Below are 23882 nucleotides of genomic sequence, written 5' to 3'. Positions count from 1 at the left end.
ATACCCCGCGATATCCATCATGTTATCGCGGGGAATCGCCTATTACTTCGCCGCGTCCAGTGACGCAAAATAACCCGGCTGATAATTGATCGGCAGGAACCGGTCATGCAGTTGGCGGAACGTTTCATCGGGATCAAGATCGGCAAACAGGTCAGGATGGAACCATTTTGCCATCTGCTGGATCGCAACGAACTGATAGGGGCTATTATAAAATTGGTGCCAGACAGCATGGAATGCTTGCGTTTTTTGCGCCGCAATTCCAAGATAGGCCGAACGTGCCGGATAATATTCCAGCTTCTTCTCAACCAGTTGCGCATCCGCCCCCGGCCCGACCGGCACCCATTTCCCGCCCGGCACATAGGCATCCCACGCGGCACTGGTGACAATCACATGATCGGGACTTGAAACCAGAACCTGTTCGGCATTGATTTGCCCGAACGTTGCGGGGATCAGGTCCTTGGCAATGTTATCTCCCCCCGCCATTTCAACCATCGCACCGAAATTGCCGTCGCCAAACGAATGGCAGCAATCCTCGTAAAAACCGGCGGCCCGATCGATAAAGACTTTGGGACGCGCCGGATTGGCTTCCGCCAGTTTATCGGTCACGCGGGCAATTTCGGCGGCGCGGAATGTAATGAACTCTTCTGCACGGGCTTCCTGATCGAACAATTTGCCAAACAGCCTGATTGATGGCTCCGTATTGCGTTCCGGGTCATGCCGGAAATCGACATAGATCACCGGAATGCCAAGCGCACCAAGCTTCTCAACATAGTTCGCCTCGTCAACGGCCTGTTGTGTTTCAAGGTTCAGGAACACGACGTCAGGCTTTTGCGCAATCGTGGTTTCGATATCAATCAAGCTTTGTTCCAGCCCGGCAAAAGCCGGAATATCGCCAAATGCCGGGAACTTCTCCAGATAGGCCTGATAAGTAGCCGGGTCTGCCTCAATCAGGTCCTTGCGCCAGCCAACAATCCGTTTCGCCGGATTTTCACGATCCAATGCGGCGATGATATAAAGCTGCCGCCCTTCACCCAAGACAGCCCTTTGGATCGGCATATTAACCCCGACCTCGCGTCCGGCAATGTCGGTGACGGTGATCATTTCGGCCTGTGCTATCTGGATAAGAAGCAGGCTTAAACCTGCGGCAGCAATCAGGCGTGATATCGTTTTTACGATCATTATTATTCTCCGGGAATTTCTGATGGTCGGGCAATCGTTTCTGCACGCGCACGTGCAAAAACGGTCAGGACAAACCCGATGGCGTAAACAAATCCGACAAGGAAATAGATATTTGAAAGTCCGGCGGCCTGACTGAACCAACCGCCAAGGGCGATACCCGCGATGGAGGCAAATTGCGCCGTACTTTGCGCAAGACCAAGGACGTGACCCTGGCGGTGGTCGCCCACCGCACGTGACACAAGGGCGGTCAGTACCGGCGTCGTCGCACCAAGCAACACACCCCAGATAAAATACATCGTGGTAAAAACAAAGATCGACCGGGTGGCACCGGCAAGCCCGGTCACCACCACACATCCGGCAATCACCAGACACATGCCGCCCAGAATATCGCGCGCCGCACGCCCTTCGAAATAGCGCGCCCAAAGGGATGCCGAAACAACAAAACCAAGTGCCAGCAAGCCATAGCAAAAACCGACGACCCAGTTGCCAACATCAAAGATGTTCAGCACATAAATCGAAAACGGCGATTGGGTTACCATTCTGCCGAGTAGCAAAATGCCGAGAATGGTCAGAATGGGGATGATCTGTGGTGATCGCAAAATACTGATCTTTGCGACGGGCGTTGCATCCGGGGCAGCATCACGGTTTGTACCTTTTGGCGTTACAACCGGCAGCAATACCCAAACCGAGATCAAACAGATCGTGCAAAGAATGGCCGCGGAAAAGTTGATCCAGAAGAAAGCCGCATGATCAAGGATCACGCCCCCCACCAACGCACCGCCAAGCGAGCCGACATTGGTTGAGACCTGAAGATAGGCAAACAGCTTTGCCCGTCTTGCCGGACTTTCGATACTGACGCCATAAGCCTGTGCCGGTGCAATATACCCAGCACAAGCCCCTTGCAGGAACCGCAACATCAGGATCAGCCAAACGTCATTGGCATAGGCGAGCGCAAGCTGGGTAATCGCAAGCCCGAAAAGGGCGCGCATCATCATCGCCTTATGACCGAACCGATCCCCAAGCCGCCCCCATAACGTGCTGGTCAGCATGATGCCCAGCATCGGCCCGACATAGACCGCAATACTGGCAAATGTGAACAGGTCGTCCGAATGGCTTAATGAATGCAAATGAACGGGCCAGAACGGCCCGCTCATCTCCATCGCACCCATCGAGACCAGTTGGATGATAAACAGAAGATGTATCTGCCAGCGAACGGACATCCGACTAGAAATCAGCCGTTACAGACAGCAGAGCCGTACGAGGTGCTCCGACAGAGACCATGCTGAATTCGTTGACTCCCGCCCAATAGTCCTCGTCCGTTACATTCTGGATCGTCGCCCGGAAGGTAACTGGTGTTTCTGCGAAGATTGTTTTGTAACGGAGGCCCAAGTCCAGCGTCGTAGAATCCGGGATATCCAACGTATTCGTTGTGTTGACATATTGCTCGGAAACGTGGTTGACCGTTCCACTTAGCGTCAGCCCCTGCGCAAATGGTGTATCCCATTCGGCCGTCAGGTTGATTGACATTTCCGGTGCACCAACAGCCTGATTTCCCTTTGTTGTCGCACTATTGGTTTTGGTCAGTTCCGCATCCAGGAACATGACGCCGCCAAGCAATCGCACATTGGGCACAACTTCACCGAAAACACCAAGCTCAATACCACGATTTCGCTGCTCTGCATCGGAATTGTAAACGTTATTTACCAACTGTCCCGATGGTTTCGTGATCTGGAATATCGCCGCCGTAGCACCGAAATTACCGTAATCAAGCTTCACACCTGTCTCGATCTGCTTGGCAACGTATGGTGCCATTGCTTCGCCGGCATTGGTCGCTGTATTTGGTGCAATGCTGCCGCGGCTGAGCCCTTCAAGATAGTTGGCATAAACCGACAGCGAATTGTTTGGTTTCACGACAACACCAACCATCGGGGTCACGACGCTATCGTCATAACTTGAAGTTATCGCCCCGGTCGAGGCATTGAAGTTGTCCGTCTCAATGCGCTGGTGACGAGCGCCCACTGTCACTTGCATGAAATCATCCCACATCGACAGGGTATCTGCGATGGCAATCCCGCTCAGATCGGTTTCTGAGAGTTTTGGGCGGCCTGCCGGAACCGCGACAGCATCCATCGGATTGGCAACAGGTGAATATATGTTGGAATTCAGAGTATCATCGCCGTTCCGCAATCCCCGGCTAAATTCATCCGAGTAACGGCTGACTTGGAAAGTTGCTTTATGTCCGACAAAACCTGTTTCAAACTCTCCGTGGACTCCCGCATCCGCAGTCCAGCGCTTGGTTTGGAACTTTGCGTACGAAACGGTGTCGGTTGTATCCCCGGCAGAATTCTGGATTTCAGGATAGCCGAACAGGCGCTCTACCTGGGTTTTCCCGGCACCGAAACTACCGAACAAAGTCATTTTTTCGGTAAGATCATATTCGGCCCCAAGAAGAGCTGACTGATCGGTTACCTCGGACCATTCCCACTCATTAGCAACGTTTCTATTCCCATCTGGCGCATTTGGCATCGAGGTAACAGCTCCATCCACCAGAAATTCCCGGAATGGCGCATTCAGGTTTTCACGTTGATCAATCAGGTCAAGTGTTGCTCTGAAATCATCACCACGATAATCAAGGGCAAGCGCCCCTAACGATGCTTCTCGTTCCTGATGATCAAGGTATGTATCGCCGTTGTGGTAGCCACCATTGAAGCGGACGCCCACCTGATTCTCGTCGCCAAAGCGACGACCGAAATCAACGTTACCCCCTACCTGCTCACCAAGTCCGTAATCGGTACTGACCCGGTTCAGGTCTTCGTCTCCGGCACGTTTGGGAACGATATTGATCACACCACCAACACCACTATTAGGTGCCATTCCCCCCAGAAGCGCAGCGGGGCCTTTAAGAACTTCGATACGCTCGGCATAACCAGTCTGCGCACGATATGTTGGTGCAACACCGTAAACCCCATTGAAGGAAACTTCGCCAGAGTTACCGGTATTCATGTTGAAACCACGGATTTGATAGGTATCAAGCATCCCGCCACTACTGTTTGGCGACCGAACGGATGGATCATGCTTTAAGACATCGGCAATCGTCTGAGCCTGCTGATCGGCAATCTTTTCGCTGGTGTAACTGGTGATGCTGACGGGTGCATCCATGATGTCCGTATTGCCCAGCATGCCAAGACGGCCACCGGTCGCGATCTGGCCACCGGCATAGGCAGGTGGCAGATCGGATTGCGTGCTGTTGGCTTCAACCCGGATCGGATCAATAGCCGCAGCACCGCTTTGCCCTGCTTCCGTCGCAGGGTCGATCAGGATCAGGGAATTTTCGCCAGTTTCACGATAGGAAAGCCCGGTACCGCGTAGCAATGTATCAATTGCGGCGGGAACCGTCATATCCCCGCGGATTGCGCGCGCACCATCGATAGACGGCAGATCAATCGTATAGGCAATCCGCCATCCCGAAGCGGCGCCGATTTCAGCAATCCCTTCGGCAAGGGAGGAAACCGAGATATCAAATGAATAGGTCGCCTGTGCAATTTCGGTCTGCACATTTGCCGCCAGCGCCCCCGATGTCGCTGGAACGACCATTGCCGTGGAAACCAGCAATGCCGAAATCAGAGAGTATGTTCTTGTTCTTGCTTGTTTGAATTCCAACTTCCCGCTCCATAAACGTCTTTTCTTTCAGGCAGGTCCCCCCTGCATCTAAAAGGACAAACGAACGGGAAATAAGAGTCCTCACATCGGAGAATGATTTTTTGCGAATTTTTCGCAATCTCAGTAAACAACAGTCAACCAGGGCGAGGTTCTGACGACCTTTGCGCCAATCGCATCGGCAACAGTTTCAAGCGATCCGGGAATATCGGTCGTCGGGAAACTACCGGAAATGCTGAGTGTTCCTACATCGCCAATCACAACGATGCGGCCTTCATCAAAGTTTTCCAACCGGGCGGTCAGCTCTGAAACGGACATGTTGTGCACACTAAGCCGCCCCTTCATCCAGGATAGTGCGAGTCCGACATCGCCGATTTCGGATGGCGAAAGTGTTCCGTTATTGACAATAACCCGCTGCCCCGGTCCCAGCAGAACACCGTTTTCATTCAGCCCGCTTGATACGCGAACAGCCCCATCCTCGACAACCACAACAGTCTGTTGTGAAAGGCGATCCACATTGAATCGGGTGCCAACGACCTTTACCGTGGCATCGCCGGTCCGCACCCGGAACGGATCGCCATTACGGTGGACAACTTCAAAAAATGCCTGTCCCCGCAATAATTGTATTTCCCGGTGGCCTTCATCGAAGTCGGTCGATAACGCACTGTTGGCCGCAAGCCGCACAACCGAACCATCGGGCAATTCAATTGCAGTGACATTTGACTGACCGGTAACGATATCGGCCTGGATGTTATCGATGAAATCGGGATGAAGGAAAAAGACCGCGCCCGCGACAAATGCCATTCCCGCAAGGACGGCAAAAGAGCGCCGCGGGCGGAACCATGAGAGGAAACCGGAAAGTGCTGGCTTCCTTTGGGTTTCAGAAAGACGTCTTGCCGGCTCCTCGATCCGGGCCCAAAGCACGCGCATCTGATCGAAGGCCAGCCGGTTATTGCGGTCTGTATTCAGCCATTGTTCGAACTCGTATTCCTGCTCAGCCGACAGCGAACCACCTGCCCGTCTTGCGTGCCAGAGTGCAGCTTCGTCCTTTTGCTGTTCAGTCGGTTCAAAAGCGCCTTGCATAGGTTCCCGGTTCGCCCGTCATGATCTGGCGTTCATATCAGTAAATGATGTGATCCGCCAAATTCCCTTTCTATAAACAATAACGGATGACGATAAAATATCCTCATAGCACGTATGGGATTTATAAGACGTCGTCGCGATAGACTGCCAGCCGTTCCTGACAATGGCGCATGGTCCGGGCCAGTTGTTTTTCCACCGCACTGACGGAAATGCCATACTTTTTCGCCAATTTCGCGTTGGATATGCCATCGACACGATGAAGGATGAACATCTCGCGCGCCTTTGGCGAAAGTTCCAGCAAGGCACGGTCAAGCGCGGAAAGCGCCTGACGGGCTTCGGCATGATCGTAAGGAGACGTCGTTTCACACTGCCATATCTGATCCGGAAGGACCCCGTTCATGGCCTTCGCGCGGCCAAAGGTGCTGCGGTGATGATCAATGACGGCATTGCGTACTGACGCATAAAGCATCTTGGTATTGGCTTCCGGCTCGCCGCAATCACCGGACTGCATCAGACGCGCATAGACATCCTGCACAAGTTCGGCCGCAACTTCACGATCACGTATCCGCCGAACAACCATCGCGATAAGCTGACGCCGATGGTCTTCGAACAGCTTTGCAAGTGTGTTCCGCCAGAAACTCATGCGTATGTTCTATCATTACCTATGAAACTCCGCCCTATGGCCCGTTTCGCGCGCCCGGACAGACAGCCCCCACAACGGTGACGAGCGGAAAGTATCAGTAATGATAATCATTTTCAATATTGTTGATGCTTTTTGTAACCACACCAATCAAAACATGCGAAGCATCGATAAGTGGCGATGCCTTAGCTGATCAGATGCCCTTTCGATCGCCCATTCACCGACCACAATTAATCAGGGCAAAGTCACGCATTGATCTCGTGGGTAATGGCAGCATCGGCGCCGTCCGACAATAACATGGCCAAACGTTCAATTACGGCTTCACGCCAGAACGGACTATCCTGCAACTGTCTGGGCATCCAGCCGGGAAGCTTCGCAAGATTTTCATATATATCTGCTGCATCCTGATAACCGGCCAATGCTTCTATTATTTCGTCCGCACGCGGGTCATTTAGAAGTTCGGCAGCTGCGTCTGGCGCAGTGTTGACACGCTGGCGCATCACAGCCATCCAGGCAGCAAAACAAAGGGCAAATGTGCCGATCTTCTTGCTGTCCTGTGGCAGGTCGCAGGCCGGGGCAAAAATCCGCTGCGGGAGTTTTTCGGTGCCATCCATGGCGATCTGGCGGGTTTCATGTGCGATTTCCGGGTTACGGAAACGCGCGACCAGTTCGGCCCCGTAATTCGAAAAATCAATCCCGGCAAGCGGTGCCATCGTTGCAGCAGCATTTTCCATATGCTGCGCAACAAGTTGCGAGAAAGCCTCGTTCGACATGGCGTCGCGGACATAGCGATAATCACCGACTTGCCCCAAATAGGCGATCAGGGAATGGCTGCCGTTAAGCATACGAAGCTTCATAAGCTCGTATGGCTCTACATCGTGAACCAGAATTGCACCTGCTTCTTCCCAGGCGGGCCTGCCATCGGGGAAATCATCCTCGATAACCCATTGCGAAAAGGGTTCGGTTTCAATTGCCGCCGGGTCGTCCATCCCGGTTAAACGCCTGGTATCCGAAAGCGTTGTCGCTGTCGCAGCCGGGGTAATCCGGTCAACCATCGTCGAAGGGAAGGACACATTATCCTTGATCCAGCCTGCAAGGTCCGGGTCGCTCCGCTTGGCAAAGTCAATCACACCATTGCGCAACAACACCCCGTTCGATGGCAGGTTGTCACAAGAAACGATTGTAAATGGACGAATGCCGGCCTGTTTGCGGCGCTTCAGCCCGGCAACCAATATCCCGAGAAGCCCGGTTGGCGTGGCGGGATTTACCAGATCATGTTTTACAGCCGGATGTTCCGCCTGAACCGTCCCCGACACCCGATCAATGCCATATGCCTTTTCGGTGACCGTGATGGTAACAATCCGGATTGCCGGATCGGCAAGCGCATCCAAAACCGGTGCAACATCACGCGAAGCCGCTATTGCCTTTGACAGGCTGGTGATCCTGCGGGCCTTGGGGCCATCCGGATGACGTTCAATCACCGTAAAGGCGCAGTCCTGGGCATTCAGGGCGTCGACAATATCAGTGCTGCGCAGACTGACACCGATGATGCGCCAGTTCCCGCCTTTGGCCTGCATCGCCAAGTCGGTATAAACCGCCTGATGGGCGCGGTGAAAAGCACCAATACCGATATGCACGATACCGGCCGTTGCCATATCTGCATGAGGGGCAGCAGCGGAATTATCCGAAGGTGTCATTTTTGGGCCCCAAGCAAATCAAACCTTGCAGAAAGTGCCGTCATTACCCCCCGCAACTCGGCAAGGCCCTTGAGACGCCCGATCGCCGGATAACCCGGCTGTCCCTTCCGGTTCAGGTCATCAAGAATATCCTGCCCGTGATCCGGACGCATGGGGATGTTCCAGTCCGCACGTCCCGCAGCCTTCCGGCGTGCTTCCTCTCGCAGGATTTCCTCGATCAGATCGACCATATTGGTGTCACCGTCCAAGTGCTCTGCCTCGTGGAAACTGCACGGCAAGCCTTCGCTTTCGCGTTTGGTATTGCGCAAATGGATGAAATGCACGCGATCCCCCCAGCGCCTCATCATCCCCGGCAGGTCATTTTCAGGACGGACACCAAGCGAGCCGGAACACAACGTAATACCGTTCTCCGGGATATCGATAGCACGCATGATAAAGGCGTAATCGTCTTCGGTCGACATGATCCGCGGCAGCCCCAGAAGCGCGAAGGGGGGATCATCGGGATGGCAACACATACGAATACCAACCTCGCGCGCGACCGGAACAACTTCTTCGAGAAACGCGACCAGATTGGCCCGCAGCTTATCGGCGTCGATCGCGGCGTAGGTTTCAAGCAGAGCACGCAGATCATCCAGAGAGAGGTTTTCAACCGACCCCGGCAAACCAAAGGCAACCGTTTGTTCCAGCTCGGCACGGCGTTTGTCCGTCATTTCGGCAAAACGGTTTTTGGCTTCGGCAACGATTCCGGCGGGATAGTCATTTTCCGCACCGGCACGGTTCAGTATGAACAGGTCAAACGCGACGAAATCGGTCAGGTCAAAACGCATACAGGTCGCACCGTTGGATAGTCGCCAATTCAGATGGGTGCGTGTCCAGTCAAGAACCGGCATGAAGTTGTAACAGACAATACTGATGCCAGAATCGGCAAGGTTGCGAAGGCTTTGCTTGTAAGCTTCGATGTGATCACGCCACGGACCAACCTGACGTTTGATCGATTCGGAAACCGGGAGACTTTCAACAACATCCCAGGTCAGTCCCGACGGCGCACCATCTTTCATGGTCGCGATTTCGGCATGACGCCTGGCGATTTCATCGGAAGTCCAGACAGCGCCACTCGGCACATGATGAAGGGCGGAAACCACACCATGTGCACCGGCCTGACAAATATCGTCAATGCTGACCAGGTCACTCGGGCCGAACCATCTCCAGGTTTGTTTCATGTGTTTCTCTCTGTATTGGCGTGGTGTCTTCAACACCGACTATAACGGTTGTGAACAGTATCACGACATAATTTTGTTGACTAGTATGGTAGTATGCATCATGACTCAGAAAAGCAAGGAGAGATTGATGGGCGATCCCGAACAAAACGACTGGGAAATCACGCACGATCAGGCTGTCGGCCCACAGATCCATCGCATCATACGCGAACGGATCGTGTGTACGGACCTGCTTCCCGGTGTGCGCCTGTCCGAAGCAGAACTTGCAAAACATTTTAATGTCAGCCGCCAACCGGTCCGCGAAGCTTTCATCAAGCTTGCCGACGAGGGTCTTTTGGAAGTTCGTCCGCAGCGCGGAACCTATGTGCGGAAAATTTCTGTTGCCGCTGTTCTTGACGCACGATTTGTCCGCGAAGCCATTGAAGCCGACATTGCACGCTTTGTTGCAAAAGAACCTGACGACGCGTTTCTTGCCCGTCTCGAACAACTGATTTCCGATCAGCGCAAAGCAATGAAAGGCGATGCACGGTCGTTTCTGAAACTGGATCATGATTTTCATCACTGCCTGGCGGAGGCCGCAGGAAGAACATATGCGTGGAAGGTCGTTGAAGATGTCCGCGCCCAGCTCGACCGGGTACGGTATCTGAGCTACTTCCAGTTTCCGATGGACGAAATCATCGAACAGCATGTCCGAATTGTTGCGGCGATCACAGCCCGTGATCCCGAAACAGCCAGCGCAGCCATGCGTGAACACCTCCGTGAAATCCTGCATACGCTGCCTGATATTGCCCGCTCCAAAACGGAGCTTTTTGATGACGCCAATTCTGCGTTGTCATCCTGAGACGTCAACCGAACTGGGAGGAAAATATGCTTAAAAAAACGACCAAAAAACTTATGATCGCTGGTGTCGCAGCCATGATGATGAGCAGTTCTGCGATTGCGGCTGAAATGACCCTCAAACTTGGCCATCTCGCCAATGAACAGAATTCCTGGCACAAGGCTGCGGTCAAATTCGGCGAAGAACTCTCAAGCCTTACCGACGGCCGCATTGATGTTCAGGTCTTCCCGAACGAAACGCTCGGCAAGGAAATCGACCTGATCAACGGCATGCAGCTTGGTTCGGTCGACATGACCATTACCGGTGAAAGCCTTCAGAACTGGGCTCCGATGGCGGCCCTTCTGGCTGTGCCTTACGCCTATCCCACGCTAGAAGACATGGATGCGGTTGCCAGCGGCGAAATCGGTTCAAAAATCGAAGATCAGATCGTCGAAAAGGCACAGATTCGTCCGATCGCCTATTTTGCACGTGGTCCGCGTAACCTGACCTCGAACCGTGAAATCAAAAGCCCGGATGATCTCAATGGTCTGAAAATGCGCGTTCCGAACGTGCCGCTGTTCCTCGATGTCTGGAAGGCGCTTGGTGCACAGCCGACACCGATGGCCTTCTCCGAAGTCTTTACCTCGCTTCAGGCTGGCACGATTGACGCGCAGGAAAACCCGCTTGCGCTCATCGATTCCGCCAGCTTCGATGAAGTTCAGAAATTCGTGAACAAAACCGAGCATGTTCGTTCATGGATCTACCTGACCATTTCGGAAATCACCTGGAACAACCTGTCTGACGAAGACAAGGCTGCAGTGACCGAGGCCGCAAAACGCGCACAAGCTTACGAACGCGACCTGTTCGCCGCGGACGAAGAACGCCTGACCAAAGAACTTCAGGAAAAAGGCATGACCTTTGTTGAAGTCGACAAAAAGGCCTTTGCTGCAAAAGCTAAAGATGCAGTTCTCGCCAATGTTTCCGACGAAATTCGTCCGTTCGTCGAAGAACTCTTCACAAAATAAAATGTGCGGGATCGGTCACTTCGCGTGACCGATCTCTTTCCGACGGGGAAGCAACGTGTTTTTTGCCAGATTATACGCGTTCATTATCGCACTGTGTCGCATCGCAACGGGGGCTGCCTTCAGCATCCTGATGTGCACGGTTCTGATACAGGTCTTTTCGCGCACCTTCATGCCCAGCTCTCCGGTCTGGACAGAAGAACTAACGCGCTATGCCCTGCTATTTCTCGCCGCTTTCGGCGTTGGTCTCTCGTTCCGCAATGGTGAATTGGTCAATGTTGATATCGTATGCGAAATGCTACCCCTGCGCATACAGCGAGCGCTCATGTTCGTTTCAGCCGCACTAACCACTGGCTTCTGCCTGATTCTGGTATCCCCCGCATGGAGGTTCGTTTCCATCGGTGTCATGCAAACCTCGCCTGCACTCGGGGTCCGAATGGACTTTATCCACGCGACGGTATTCATCCTTCTCGTGCTGCTTAGCCTTTTCGCAACCTTGCGTATGATCCGTGTTATCGCCGGTGTATCTGACGGAAAACCCGAAGACACGACAAAGGACTTTCCATGAGCCTTGCAATCTTACTTGGCGTTTTCGCCCTCGGCCTTGTTATCGGGCTTCCCGTTGCCGTTACTTTGGGCCTGTCTTCGCTTTGTTATCTGCTCATTGAAGGCATTCCGCTCGTCGTCATCCCGCAAAAAATGTTCGCTGGGATGGACGTCTTTGTTCTGCTTTGCATCCCTGGCTTCATCCTTGCCGGGAACCTGATGAATGGGGGTGGCATCACGCCGCGCATCGTCCGGTTCGCCAATGCAATGGTGGGCTGGATGCGCGGTGGGCTGGGCCTTACCAACGTTACCGGCTCCATGCTGTTTGGTGGCATTTCTGGTACTGCGGTTGCCGATGCTGCTTCCATCGGTGGCATGATGATTCCCGGCATGGTGCGCGCCGGTTATACCCCTGCCTTTTCTGCTGCGGTGACCGCGGCCTCATCTACGGTTGGCCCGATCATCCCGCCAAGTATGCCAATGATCATCGTCGGCGCACTTTCGGGTATCTCTGTTGGCAAAATGTTCATCGCCGGAGCCATCCCGGGCATCCTGATGGGCATTGCCATGATGATTACCTGCTACATCATCGCTGTTCGTCGCAAATTCCCCCACCAGCCATGGCAGGGCTTTGGCGAACTGCTTCGCTCCTTCATGGGGGCCTTCTGGGCTCTTGCCATGACGGCACTAATCGTTGGCGGTCTGCTAAGCGGCATAGTCACGCCTACAGAAACCGCCGTCATCGCAAGCCTCTATGCCCTGATTGTGGGCTGCTTCATTTATCGTGAACTGCCACTGCGCAGGGTTCCAAAAATCATTGTCGATAGTGCCGTCACTGCGGCGGCCATTCTGGCCCTTGTCGGTTTGGCCAACGTGTTTGGCTGGATTTTGGTTTCTGAACGCATTCCCCAGATGATCTCGAATGCGGTCTTGTCCGTGACCGACAATAAATATGTCGTCATTCTACTGATCAATCTGGTGCTGCTTGTCGTCGGCATGTTCATGGAAACCATCGCAGCCCTGATCATCCTGTTTGTGCCGCTTCTGACACTGGCGACCAATGTCGGCGTTGATCCGATCCACTTTGCCGTGTTTGCGGTTCTCAACCTGATGATCGGTCTGACAACTCCGCCGGTCGGGATTTGCATGTTTATCTGTGCAAACATTGCCAAGGCACCGGTCACCACGGTGATCCGGGCCCTGACGCCGTTCCTTCTGACGAACATCCTGATCCTGTTTCTTGTTTCCTATATCCCGGCGCTGTCAACCTGGCTGCCGTCCCTGATGGAGTAATCTATGCAAACACGTGTTTGCCGTCTGTATGGCCAAGACGATCTGCGGATCGAAACTGAAAACGCCCCTGCTCCCGCCCATGACGAAGTTCTTATCCGCGTCGGGGCCGGCGGTGTGTGTGGTTCGGATATGCATTATTATTTCGAAGGCGGTATCGGCCAGATCCGCGTGCGCGAACCGATCATTCTGGGCCACGAAGCCGCTGGGACGATTGTTGCGCTTGGCCCCGATGTTACCGGGCTTGCCATCGGACAAAAGGTCGCGATCAATCCAAGTCACCCATGCGGCACTTGCAGCTATTGCAAGAAAAACCTGCAGCAGCATTGCCTGAACATGAAGTTCTTCGGCTCTGCAATGCCAATGCCCCATATTCAGGGAGCATTCCGTGATCTGGTCAATGTCCGGCAAGACCAGTGCTTTGCGATCAGCAATCAAACAGATATCGGCCATGCCGCCTGTGCAGAACCACTGGCAGTCTGTCTGCATGCCGTGGCGCGTGCTGGCGACCTTTCGGGGAAAAAGGTTCTGATTACCGGGGCTGGCCCGATTGGAAGCCTTTGTGCCGCCGCGGCCAAACGTGCGGGGGCCAGTGAAATTGTTGTTACCGATTTGCAGGATTTCGCGCTGAATGTTGCGCAGCAAATGGGTGCAACCCGCACCATCAATATCGCCAATGCCGCGGACGACCTGAAAGCCTATGAACAGGACAAAGGTCTGTTTGACGTTTGCCTGGAATGCTCAGCCGCCCCGGCGGCATTGCGGTCTGCAATCAGTGTTTTGCGGCCGCAGGGTATTCTGGTTCAGGTCGGGGTTGCAGGTGAAATCCCTGTCCCCTTCAACCCGCTGGTCGCCAAGGAAATCACGATCACCGGAACCTTCCGATTCCACGCGGAATTTGCCGATGCTGTGCGCCTGATTGACCGCGGTGACATAAATGTCACCCCAATCATCACCCAAACCTATCCGCTTGAAACCGCACAAGAAGCGTTTGACGTCGCACGAGATCGAAGCAAATCGGTTAAAGTTCAATTGTCTTTCGCCAATTGAACTTGCTTCCTGTTTATCCGGATACCAAGAAGGCTGTGGCATTATTCATGTCACAGCCTTCTTCATGAGGCCCCCTAGTTAGGCCCGATGAAACGTCTGGCAGGTTTGCCATCTTGCCCCCCCCGGCACGCGGCTGAAGATTGATGTGCGTCACATTCTAGGACGACTTGTTAAATTGTCGTCCTTGGGCAAAAGAGACGTTTGACTTGCCGGATGAAGACAATTCCGACAGAACTAAGCAAATGAACAATGCGCGTTGGTAAAACCAGCGCATGGGAGGCGCTAAGTGTCCGGTTTCCATTGGTCGCGCAATCAGCGTATGAGTTTGGTTGGCCGATACACGCTTTTATCGGTCGGCGTTGTCATATGTGCGCTTGTCGCACTGAGCTTCTTTTATCAGCGTTTTTCCAATGAACTGATTGACCGCCTGACGGGTGAGCGCCTGAGCGCGCAGGTTGCAGCAACATCAAACAAACTTTCCGCATTTCTGGACGCCCGCATTTATCAATTGGTGACCCTGTCAAACCACCCGGCGTTACCGGCCTTCATTGATGCGCCAAATTCACCGCAGGCAGAAGAGGCGCTTGCATTGCTGCGGGTCGAGGCGGATTCACCTGATTTGTATGGCGTGCTATTTTTTGACTGGAATGATAATCTGGACAGACTGGTTGCCGGGCAAGCCGCGTCCGGCCCGCCATATTGGTCCAAAACCGGTTGGGATATCCGAGGTCTTCCCCGCGTCGAACATGAAGGTATCGAATTCATCGGGCCGCAACTGCCCGAAAATGGGAATTCCGGCTGGATTTTGATGCGTCAGCATATTCGCGATAACGGGCTCGGCCAGAATACGTCTGTTGCGCTTCATATGCGTCTTGCATCCCTGACCGAACTCCTTGTCAGTGCTGGTGTTGCCGGGGTGATTGAACCGCTTTTGCGAACGCCAGGTGGTGTTGTTCTGGACCCAACGGGCCGTCCGGCCGAAGTCACCGGTGAACTGATTGAAGGCCCCAGCATTCTTCCGGGCTGGAATATCGTCATGAGTGTTCATCCAGGCACCATTTTGCAACCGATTGATCAGACCCGGTTTTGGCTTTATGTCACAGCGACCCTTATAATCCTGGTCATTCTGGCAATCTTTTTTGCCCTGTCGCGCAGCCTGCGGCGAAGGGTTGATACACTGGTTCAGGGCGCGCACAGCATTGCATCGGGCGATCTATATTACCGTCTGCCCGAAGGCCGCCGCCGTGATGAAATCAGTACGGTTGCCAAAGCATTCAACACCATGGCATGGCAGCTTAAAGACCTGATTGACCGAACCGTTCGCGCCGAAAAACTTGCAGTACTTGGACAGTTTGCAACGGGCGTTGCCCACGAAGTTCGCAATCCATTGGCCACGATGAAAACCACCGTTCAGGCCCTCACCCGCAAGGAACAGGATGGTGAACGCAAGGTCTTGCTTGACGACATGGGCCATCAGATTGATCGCCTTTCACGCGTGGTGAACGATCTTCTGGCTTATGGACGCCCGGGAGAGGCCAATCTGCAAAATGCCGAAGTTCGCGAGCTGTTTCGTCAGTCTTCCCGAGTTCTTGAACCGATTGCCAAAGAAGCGAATGTCCGGTTTTACACCAGCGGCGATTCCGGGCTGAAGCTTCATATCGACCCGGATCAGGTTTTGCAGGTTCTGCTTAATCTTGGCATCAATGCCATTCAGGCCTGTAAGGTCGGCGGCACCGTCGGTTTGCGGGCAGAACAGAACGAAGAGTGGGTAGAAATCCGCGTCACAGACGATGGCGCGGGCATCCCCAAACAGCATTTGCTTGACGTGGTACAACCATTTTTTACCATGAAAAGCAAAGGGACCGGTCTTGGCCTGACGATCAGCCAGCAGCTCGTCGAGGCCAATCAAGGTACCATTCATATTGAAAGCGCCCCGCAAGAGGGCACGACAATTACATTGAAGTTCCTCGCCGCAAAAGTAGGAACTTCCGAGGAGGAATATCCCGAAAATGTCCCAGAAGATCAGAATACTGATCGTCGACGATGAGGAATCGTTCGTTCGTTCTTTGAGTTTTGCACTAAGAACAGAAGGTATGGACGTCACGGGCGTTCATTCCGGCGAAGATGCCTTTCTCGAAGTTCGGAAGAACCAGTTCGACATTATCCTGCTTGATCTGCGCCTGCCCGGCGCCGATGGCATGGAGGTCCTGAACAGTATCCGTAATCTTGACATTGATATACCTGCGATCATGATCTCGGCGCATGGCGATACCCGTGCGGCAGTCAAGGCCGTCAAGCTTGGGGCCGCAGACTATCTTAGCAAGCCGTTCGAACTTGATGAGCTGATCCACACGATCAATACCGTTCTGGATCAAAATCAGACGGCACTGGAACTGGAATATCATCGTAAACGCGATGTTCCGGCCAACGGCCTGATCGGCGATTGCACAGTCATGAACAACCTGCGCACCACTATTGAACGCGTCGCCAAAAGTAGTGCCAGCCGTATTCTTTTGCTGGGAGAGTCCGGCACTGGCAAGGCATTGGTCGCACGGGCAATCCATGGCGAAAGCCCACGATCATCGCGCGCCTTCATCGAGGTGAACTGCGCAGCATTGCCCGAGCAACTGATTGAGTCCGAACTCTTTGGCGCGGAAAAAGGCTCCTATACAGGTGCCCATCAGAAACGTACCGGTCTGGTAAAGCTCGCAGATGGTGGCAGCCTGTTTCTCGACGAGATCGGCGAACTTCCGCTGGCTCTGCAGGCTAAATTCCTGCACTTCCTGGAAAATGGTGCTTATCGCCCGGTTGGCAGCGAGCATTCGGCATCGGCCGATGTACGTGTGATTGCGGCAACCAACCGCGACCTTGCCGAAGAAGTCCGTCTAGGCAATTTCCGCGAAGACCTGTTCTATCGGTTGAATGTCATTACCATTGATATCCCGGCCCTTCGGGAACGGGGGGACGACATCATCAAACTGGTCGAACATTTTGCCGATAAACAGGCAAAGGCCGAGGGATGCCAACCGATCAAGTTTGCACTGGAAACGGTTGATATTTTGCTTGCACATCACTGGCGCGGGAATGTACGCGAACTCAAGAACCTGATCGAACGGCTGACCATTTTGTATCCGGCAAAGATGATTTACCCGGAACTCCTGCCTGCCGAATTTCATGAAGACGAGTTGCATGACGAACGGGAACCCCATCAGCCCGCAAGCTCTAACGCGCCGCAATTGCAGGATCGCCTTGATACCACGGAACGCACTCTGGTGCGGGACGCGCTTGATCAGGCAAACGGGCACAAGGGCCGGGCGGCAGAAATCCTTGGCATTTCACGACACGCCTTAAAGCGAAGGCTGCAAAGACTGGGACTTCAATAACAAAAAGGGCGGTTCCGGCCATTCACGAAATCAAAAGCCATTGAGCGAAAACCGCTCAATGGCTTTTTCCGTTCGGAGCGCCAACCGCTCATAACCGCGCGCATTGTTTGTGAGCGCCCGCACATCCATCGCACAAAACCGCAATCTCCCTGCCTTTTTCCTTTTAGTGATCAGTTGGCACAGCCTTTGCCAATCAGTGGGACAAAGGTACAAACACGAATGGAACAACCATTCGTAGGGAGGATACATCATGGAGATGCTCAAACGCCCGGTTTCCGGGTGCATCACCATAATTATTGCCACGTTCACAATGCTTGTCGCCAATAGCGCACAAGCCGAACGTTTTGAGCTGGGCGCATCAGCCAAAGAAGCGGATGCGGTGATCGGCTGTTTGTACCCCATGACCGGTCGATCAGCGACCTATGGTCGAGACAGCATCGTCGGCATTCAAATCGCACTTGATGACCTTGCCGCTGAAACCAAGGCAGGACTAACCCCACCAAAGCTTCGCATCATTGCCGATGATCCGCGATCAAAGGCTTCTTATGCCGTGCGTTTGGCACAGGACTTCATCGCCAAGGATAAAGCCCGGTTTTTCTGCGGGATCGTATCATCAGGCGTTGCCCACGCAGTAAGCGACCTTGCCCGTCAGGAAAAAGTCATCATGATCGGAACCGATCATGCATCTTCTCGGCTCAGCATCGAAGCCGGTCATGATTATTATTTCCGGGTCACAAATGACAGCTGGACCAGTATGGCCGCAGGGGCGCGCTATCTGCGCGACATTCAAAAGGAAACTGGCTGGAAACGGCTGGCCTTTGTGGGGCCCGACTATGATTATGGGCATGTTTCCTGGACGGACTTGCAACTGGCACTCGATGGCCTTGGTGTTGAATATGAAACCGTCAGCGCATTATGGCCCAAGCTCTATGAGCCGGACTATTCGATCTATATCAATGCCCTGCAATCGGCGAAGCCGGACGTCGTTGTCACCGCACTTTGGGGTGGAGATTTCATTGCCTTCATCAAACAGGCATCAACGACCCGTTTCTTTGAAACCACCCGTCTGGCCAATTTTGATACCGGTGCCAATTACGACGTGATGATGGCGCTGGGTAATCAGCCCTATCCCGGCCTGATCCTTTCGGCTCGTCATCACAATAATTGGCCAGAAACCGGACGTAACAAACGATTTGTCGCGCAATTCCATCACCTGACCGGTCGTTATCCGACTTATGCCGCCGAGGGTGCCTATACCGGCATTATTGCAATTGCGCGTGCCATCGAAAAGGCGGGCGGCTCAGACGATGACAGGGCACTGATTACCGCACTCGAAGGGTTGCAACTGGCCCTGCCCGAAGACCCGCCGGGCTTTGCATCCTATATCGATCCCGACACCCACCAGATTGTCCAGGCGCAAGCCGTGGGCACGGTCGTCCATAACGAAGATTTTCCGCCATCGAAACTGATGGTGGGGAATTGGGCGATCTATGACGCCGAAGACCTCAAACCGTCAAAAGAGATGGTCAAACGCCGCCGCGATGCCGTGGCCGGTGGGTCTGAGGCTGTTCCACCGCCATCTCCATAGACCTTTCCCAAGGGAGGAAAAAAGTGAAGAATAATAAAACAACTTTCAGCAATTATCTGGTTTCGGGCGTCGCTGCCCTTGCCTTGACGGCCGGCCTTGCATCAGCTGCATCGGCTGCCGAAAACGGCAAATTCCGCGTCGGCATCGTCACCTTCCTGTCTGGCCCGGCTGCTGGTCCGTTTGGCGTTCCTTCTGCGAATGCCGCCAAAATTCTTGTCGAAGCGCTTAACAAGGGAGAAGTACCGGCACCTTATAACAAGCTTGGCATCAATGGGGCGGAAATCGAAGCAGTTATTATTGATGAGGCTGGTGGTGCAACCAAGCAGGTTGAAGAATACCGCAACCTTGTCCAGCGCCAAAAAGTTGATGCCGTGATCGGCTATGTGTCTTCGGGTGATTGCCTCGCAGTTGCTCCTGTAGCAGAAGAACTGAAAACCTTCACTATTGCGTATGATTGCGGCACTCCCCGCCTGTTTGCGGATAACCCCGATGCACAATATATGTTCCGTACCGGCCTTGATGCATCGGTCGACAATATCGGTGCCGTTCGCTATCTCAAAGCAACCCGTCCGGACGTAACCCGTCTGTCAGGTATTCAGCAGAACTATTCCTGGGGTCAGGACAGCTGGGCTGACTTTACCGCTGCAGCGGCAAAACTGCTGCCGGAATCAGAAATCGTCGAAGAACAGTTCCCAAAAATCTATCAGGGCCAGTATGGCGCAGAAATCTCTGCCCTGTCGGTCAAACGTCCGGAAATCGTCCACAGCTCCTTCTGGGGTGGCGACATGGAAGCCCTGGTTCTTCAGGCAAATGCCCGTGGCCTTCTTGAAGACGCCACCGGTTTGCTAACCTGCGGTGAAGCGAGCCTTGCCACCTATAAAGATCAGGCACCAAATGGCATGATCATCGGTGCGCGCGGTCCGTTCGGTGCATTTGCGCCGGACAACGCCCTGAACACCTGGTTCAAGGGTGCTTATAACGCCGCCTATGATCTTGATCCGGTTTACCCGGCAACCAAGATGGCACAAGCGATCCTCGGCCTGAAATTTGCCGCTGAAAATGCAGGCCTTGCCAACAAGGAAATCCCGACCGCAGATCAGCTTGCGACGGGCCTCAAGGGGGCAACCTTTGAATCCGTTTCGGGTACTGTCGAAATGGCGCGCGGCAATGGTCATCAGGCGATGCAGGGCATCACCTATGGCGAATACCACTATGAAGACGGCAAGGCGTCCATCGTCAATACCGTTTCATTCTCAGGCGAATGCGTAACTCCGCCAGAAGGTGTTTCTGCCGCAGACTGGATTGCCCAGGGCTTCCCGGGCGCTCAGTGTAACTAAACGCAATCTTCCTGCGATGCGGGCATCTCTTTTGCGGGATGCCCGCCCTTTTCCCTGCACACTGGATATTTGTGATGACAAGTCTTCTTGCCGTCCTGATTGATGGCTCGATCTATGCATCGTGGCTGTTTCTCGTGGCCGCTGGCCTGACCGTGATTTACGGGGTGATGCGCATCCTGAACATGGCGCACGGCAGCTTCTATGCCATTGGCGCCTATTCGGCAGCATCCCTTGTTGGCTGGTATTTCAACAACGGTATCGGCCCGGCCTGGATCAGTTATCTTTTGCTGATTGGTGCGGCACTGGTTGCCGGACTGATTGTCGGCGTGATCATTGAACGCGGATTGCTGCGCCTGATGTACGGCCGCGACGAAATCCTGATGGTGATCATTACCTATGCGCTTTTGCTTATCCTTGAAGACACGATGAAAATCGTCTGGGGGGTCAATCCGTATTTCGCCTATCAGCCCTATTCCGAACTCGGCCGAACGTCTTTTGGACTGCTTAAGGTTTCGAATTACGACCTGTCACTGGTCGGGGTTTCGGCCGTCATTGGCCTTGTTTTGTGGGGACTGCTCGAACGCACCAATACCGGCAAGGTATTGCGCGCGGTGATCCATGACCGCGAGATCGCGGTGGCGATGGGCGTTAATGTCCGCCTCATGTTCACCATCACCTTTGTCATCGGTACCATCCTTGGTGCACTTGCCGGTGCGCTGACCGCACCTGCCATCTCGGTTGTGCCGGGTATCGGGATTGAAGTCATCGTTCTGGCCTTTGCCGTGGTCGTGATTGGTGGACTTGGCAGCATCGGCGGTGCCGCGGTTGGTGCCCTTCTGGTTGGATTGAGCCGCGCCGCTGCCGTTCATTATGCCCCTGAATTCGAACTTTTCGTCATTTACGGCGTGATGTCGCTGGTTCTGGCGTTCCGCCCCGAAGGCCTTTTTGGCCGTACTTTGGCGAGGAAAATCTGACATGCGCTTCGATAAAACTGAAATCTCGCTTGCTGCAATTGCGATTGCCTGCGTGCTGTTCGGGTTTGTATCGCCCGGCTGGCTGATCTTCCTTTTGACCATCGCCTTTGCCAAAGCCCTCGTTGTGCAAGGCGTTGTCATGCAGATGCGCTCCGGCCTGGTATCGTTTGGCCAGGGCCTATTTTACTGCATTGGTGGATATACCGTCGGCATGGGTGGCCAGTTCTTTGGCATCCATGATGCAATTGCTGCCCTGGCCCTTGGCATGCTGGTGGCAATTGCGGTTGCCATGTTGCTGGGGCTGTTGCTGACCCGATATCGGGACATCTTCTTTGCAATGCTGTCGCTGGCATTTTCGATGATCCTGTTCGGCATCCTTGTCAAAAGCCCTGAACTGGGCAGTACGGACGGATTTAACGTGCATAACTGGACCGTCTTTGGCTGGGCACCAGAAGGCGGCGAAGGCAGTCAGCTTACTGTATTCACCCTGACCGTTCTGGCAGGTCTGGTCATTGCCGTTCTGATCCACCGTTATACCAAGGCCGGGATCGGCGTGATCTGCGAAGCCGTTCGCGAAAACGAAGTCCGCGTAGAATATCTTGGTCTCTCGCCGCGCTGGCTACTGTACGGCAACTATGTCTGTGCCGCAGCAGTTTCCGCACTTGGCGGTGGATTGACTGCCCTGGCCACCGGGCATGTCGACCCTGAAATGGCCTATTGGACCACATCGGGCGAATTCATCTTTATCGCTCTTCTCGGCGGGCTGGGTCATGTCGCCGCTCCGTTCATTGCTGCCGTGGTTTTCTCGGTCGTGCGGACCTATGCAATCGAACTGGTTCCCCATACCTGGCAGATGATCCTCGGATTTACCCTTTTGGGTGTCATCGTCTTCCTGCCTAAAGGGCTCTGGAGCCTGGTATCACGGAAAAAGTCAGGAGAACGTGCATGACTGTCATTCTTGAAACCAGATCGCTAAACAAGGAATTTGGGGCGGTCATCGCCGCAAAGGACCTTGATGTCCGGATTTCCAAAGGTGAAATCGTTGGCGTCATCGGGTCCAACGGCGCGGGCAAGACAACCTTCATCAATATGGTGACCGGTTATCTTAAGCCGACCCGTGGTGAAATACAGTTTAACGGCAAGTCTATTCTTGGCCGTTCGCCACGTGCCATCACCCGTGCTGGCATGGCACGTTCATTTCAGGTTGCACAACTATTTCCTGAAATGACGGTAATCGACAATCTGATCGTTGCCCTTGCCGCTGCCGAAAGTCCACGCCCAAGCTTCCTGAGCCCGCTTCGCAGCGACAAACGCATCGCACGGGCCGAAGACATCCTGCGTGAATTCGGTGTCGAAAATTATCGTGATTCATTGGTGACGGCAGTTCCGCAAGGTGCACGCAAACTGGTGGATATCGCCATGGCCCTGATTGGCAATCCGCAGATGCTTTTGCTGGATGAACCGACCAGTGGCGTCAGCATGGACGAGAAAACCGCCCTGATGGACACCGTGATGAATGCCGTCCGCCAGCATGGTGTGACAGTGCTGTTTGTTGAACATGACATGGATGTGGTCGAACGTTACGTTTCGCGTGTTCTGGCCTTCTATAGCGGTGAAATCATCGCCGACGGCAACCCGTCGGCGGTTCTTGCCGAAGAACGCGTGCGTGATCTCGTGACCGGCCATCGTCCCACTCACAAAAAGGGGAATGGCGCATCATGACGCTTGAAATCAAGAACCTGAATGTTTCAATCGGCAACATTCCGATCCTGCGTGATGTTTCGCTGACCGTTCCGTCTGGGCAGATGTTTGGTCTGATCGGTCATAATGGTGCAGGCAAAACCACATTGATGCGTGCCATCATGGGATTGCTTGAGGCCGACGATGGTTCCATTACCTTTGATGGCAAGGATCTGCGCAAAACGGCTGATTTTGGTCGGGCAAAAGGCGGTATCAGTTACATGCCCGAAGACCGCCGCCTGATCCCGTCACTTACGGTTGAGGAAAATATTCTTCTGCCTGCATGGGCCAACGGCATTGCCGATGCCAGGGAACGTCTGGAATGGGTTTATGACCTGCTTCCGGAAATTGCGCAGTTCCGGGCGCGCCGCGCCTTACAGCTTTCGGGGGGACAGCAAAAGCTGGTCGCACTTGGCCGCGCCCTTATGCCGGGCCGGAAGTTGTTGCTGCTTGATGAACCGTTCGAAGGTGTTGCCCCGGTTCTGTCACGCCGCCTGTCCGAAGTCATTTCCAACCTTGGCAGCAGCGGTTTGTGCGTCCTGATTTCCGAGTCAGATGACACCCATTCCGCCGATCTGGTGACAGGCAGCTACCGCATCGAACGCGGCACAGTTTCCCCATCAGCAACCCAGTTCGCCTGAACCGGCCAACGCGAGGACCCC

General features: G+C 54.0%; 20 protein-coding genes. 13 read left to right on the top strand and 7 right to left on the bottom strand.

Annotated elements, in window-relative coordinates; translation table 11 throughout:
• Positions 1–42: 42 nt before the first annotated feature.
• The 7 genes from P8T57_RS11800 to uxuA all read right to left on the bottom strand — a co-directional run bounded on the left by P8T57_RS11800 (position 43) and on the right by uxuA (position 9476).
• The gene (locus P8T57_RS11800) at positions 43–1179 is read right to left on the bottom strand and encodes an ABC transporter substrate-binding protein (RefSeq protein ID WP_341363194.1); all 1137 of its coding nucleotides are present in this window, start codon (positions 1177–1179) and stop codon (positions 43–45) included.
• A gap of 2 nt (positions 1180–1181) precedes the next feature.
• Positions 1182–2399 (bottom strand): MFS transporter, encoded by a 1218-nt coding sequence (locus P8T57_RS11795; protein WP_341363193.1) that lies wholly within the window; start codon positions 2397–2399, stop codon positions 1182–1184.
• A gap of 4 nt (positions 2400–2403) precedes the next feature.
• The gene (locus tag P8T57_RS11790; RefSeq protein WP_341363192.1) at positions 2404–4839 is read right to left on the bottom strand and encodes a TonB-dependent receptor; all 2436 of its coding nucleotides are present in this window, start codon (positions 4837–4839) and stop codon (positions 2404–2406) included.
• 120 nt (positions 4840–4959) lie between these two features.
• Positions 4960–5919: a FecR domain-containing protein gene (locus tag P8T57_RS11785; RefSeq protein WP_341363191.1), complete on the bottom strand. Its 960-nt coding sequence runs from the start codon at positions 5917–5919 to the stop codon at positions 4960–4962.
• A 121-nt stretch (positions 5920–6040) separates the two neighbouring features.
• Positions 6041–6562 carry a sigma-70 family RNA polymerase sigma factor gene (locus tag P8T57_RS11780; protein ID WP_341363190.1) on the bottom strand — a complete coding sequence of 174 codons (522 nt, stop codon included), beginning with the start codon at positions 6560–6562 and terminating at the stop codon, positions 6041–6043.
• A 242-nt stretch (positions 6563–6804) separates the two neighbouring features.
• Positions 6805–8256, bottom strand: coding sequence for a mannitol dehydrogenase family protein (locus tag P8T57_RS11775; protein ID WP_341363189.1), 1452 nt, complete (start codon positions 8254–8256; stop codon positions 6805–6807).
• Positions 8253–9476, bottom strand: coding sequence for a mannonate dehydratase (gene uxuA, locus P8T57_RS11770; RefSeq protein ID WP_341363188.1), 1224 nt, complete (start codon positions 9474–9476; stop codon positions 8253–8255). Before uxuA ends, P8T57_RS11775 begins: the two co-directional genes overlap by 4 nt.
• A 127-nt stretch (positions 9477–9603) precedes the next feature.
• Here uxuA and P8T57_RS11765 point away from each other — a divergent pair, with 127 nt between their 5' ends.
• The 13 genes from P8T57_RS11765 (at position 9604) to P8T57_RS11705 (ending at position 23861) form a co-directional block, all read left to right on the top strand.
• A complete protein-coding gene (locus P8T57_RS11765) occupies positions 9604–10314 on the top strand; it encodes a GntR family transcriptional regulator (protein WP_007089006.1) in 711 nt (236 codons plus the stop codon).
• Positions 10315–10340: 26 nt separating this feature from the next.
• Entirely contained in the window at positions 10341–11315 is a 975-nt protein-coding gene (locus P8T57_RS11760) for a TRAP transporter substrate-binding protein (RefSeq protein WP_007089007.1), read from the top strand.
• A 55-nt stretch (positions 11316–11370) separates the two neighbouring features.
• Positions 11371–11880 carry a TRAP transporter small permease gene (locus tag P8T57_RS11755; protein ID WP_007089008.1) on the top strand — a complete coding sequence of 170 codons (510 nt, stop codon included), beginning with the start codon at positions 11371–11373 and terminating at the stop codon, positions 11878–11880.
• A complete protein-coding gene (locus P8T57_RS11750; RefSeq protein WP_341363187.1) occupies positions 11877–13151 on the top strand; it encodes a TRAP transporter large permease in 1275 nt (424 codons plus the stop codon). The genes P8T57_RS11755 and P8T57_RS11750 overlap by 4 nt, the downstream gene beginning before the upstream one ends.
• A gap of 3 nt (positions 13152–13154) precedes the next feature.
• Positions 13155–14198 carry an L-idonate 5-dehydrogenase gene (locus tag P8T57_RS11745; protein ID WP_341363186.1) on the top strand — a complete coding sequence of 348 codons (1044 nt, stop codon included), beginning with the start codon at positions 13155–13157 and terminating at the stop codon, positions 14196–14198.
• A gap of 286 nt (positions 14199–14484) precedes the next feature.
• Positions 14485–16245, top strand: coding sequence for a HAMP domain-containing sensor histidine kinase (locus P8T57_RS11740; RefSeq protein WP_063095252.1), 1761 nt, complete (start codon positions 14485–14487; stop codon positions 16243–16245).
• Positions 16208–17581 (top strand): sigma-54 dependent transcriptional regulator, encoded by a 1374-nt coding sequence (locus tag P8T57_RS11735; RefSeq protein WP_063095254.1) that lies wholly within the window; start codon positions 16208–16210, stop codon positions 17579–17581. The genes P8T57_RS11740 and P8T57_RS11735 overlap by 38 nt, the downstream gene beginning before the upstream one ends.
• 250 nt (positions 17582–17831) lie before the next feature.
• Complete coding sequence (locus tag P8T57_RS11730; protein ID WP_007089014.1) at positions 17832–19169, top strand: ABC transporter substrate-binding protein; 1338 nt, start codon at positions 17832–17834, stop codon at positions 19167–19169.
• Between the two features lie 23 nt (positions 19170–19192).
• Positions 19193–20506 (top strand): ABC transporter substrate-binding protein, encoded by a 1314-nt coding sequence (locus P8T57_RS11725; protein ID WP_341363185.1) that lies wholly within the window; start codon positions 19193–19195, stop codon positions 20504–20506.
• Between the two features lie 74 nt (positions 20507–20580).
• A complete protein-coding gene (locus tag P8T57_RS11720) occupies positions 20581–21480 on the top strand; it encodes a branched-chain amino acid ABC transporter permease (protein ID WP_341363184.1) in 900 nt (299 codons plus the stop codon).
• A 1-nt stretch (position 21481) separates the two neighbouring features.
• Positions 21482–22429, top strand: coding sequence for a branched-chain amino acid ABC transporter permease (locus P8T57_RS11715; protein ID WP_071240819.1), 948 nt, complete (start codon positions 21482–21484; stop codon positions 22427–22429).
• Positions 22426–23202, top strand: coding sequence for an ABC transporter ATP-binding protein (locus P8T57_RS11710; RefSeq protein ID WP_007089018.1), 777 nt, complete (start codon positions 22426–22428; stop codon positions 23200–23202). The genes P8T57_RS11715 and P8T57_RS11710 overlap by 4 nt, the downstream gene beginning before the upstream one ends.
• Positions 23199–23861 carry an ATP-binding cassette domain-containing protein gene (locus P8T57_RS11705; protein WP_007089019.1) on the top strand — a complete coding sequence of 221 codons (663 nt, stop codon included), beginning with the start codon at positions 23199–23201 and terminating at the stop codon, positions 23859–23861. Before P8T57_RS11710 ends, P8T57_RS11705 begins: the two co-directional genes overlap by 4 nt.
• The last annotated feature ends 21 nt before the right edge of the window (positions 23862–23882 follow it).

The sequence above is a fragment of the Thalassospira sp. SN3W genome, from assembly GCF_038070535.1.
Classification (GTDB): domain Bacteria; phylum Pseudomonadota; class Alphaproteobacteria; order Rhodospirillales; family Thalassospiraceae; genus Thalassospira; species Thalassospira xiamenensis.
Note: the sequence above shows the minus strand (reverse complement) of the source record. Positions and strands in the feature narration are given on the sequence as shown.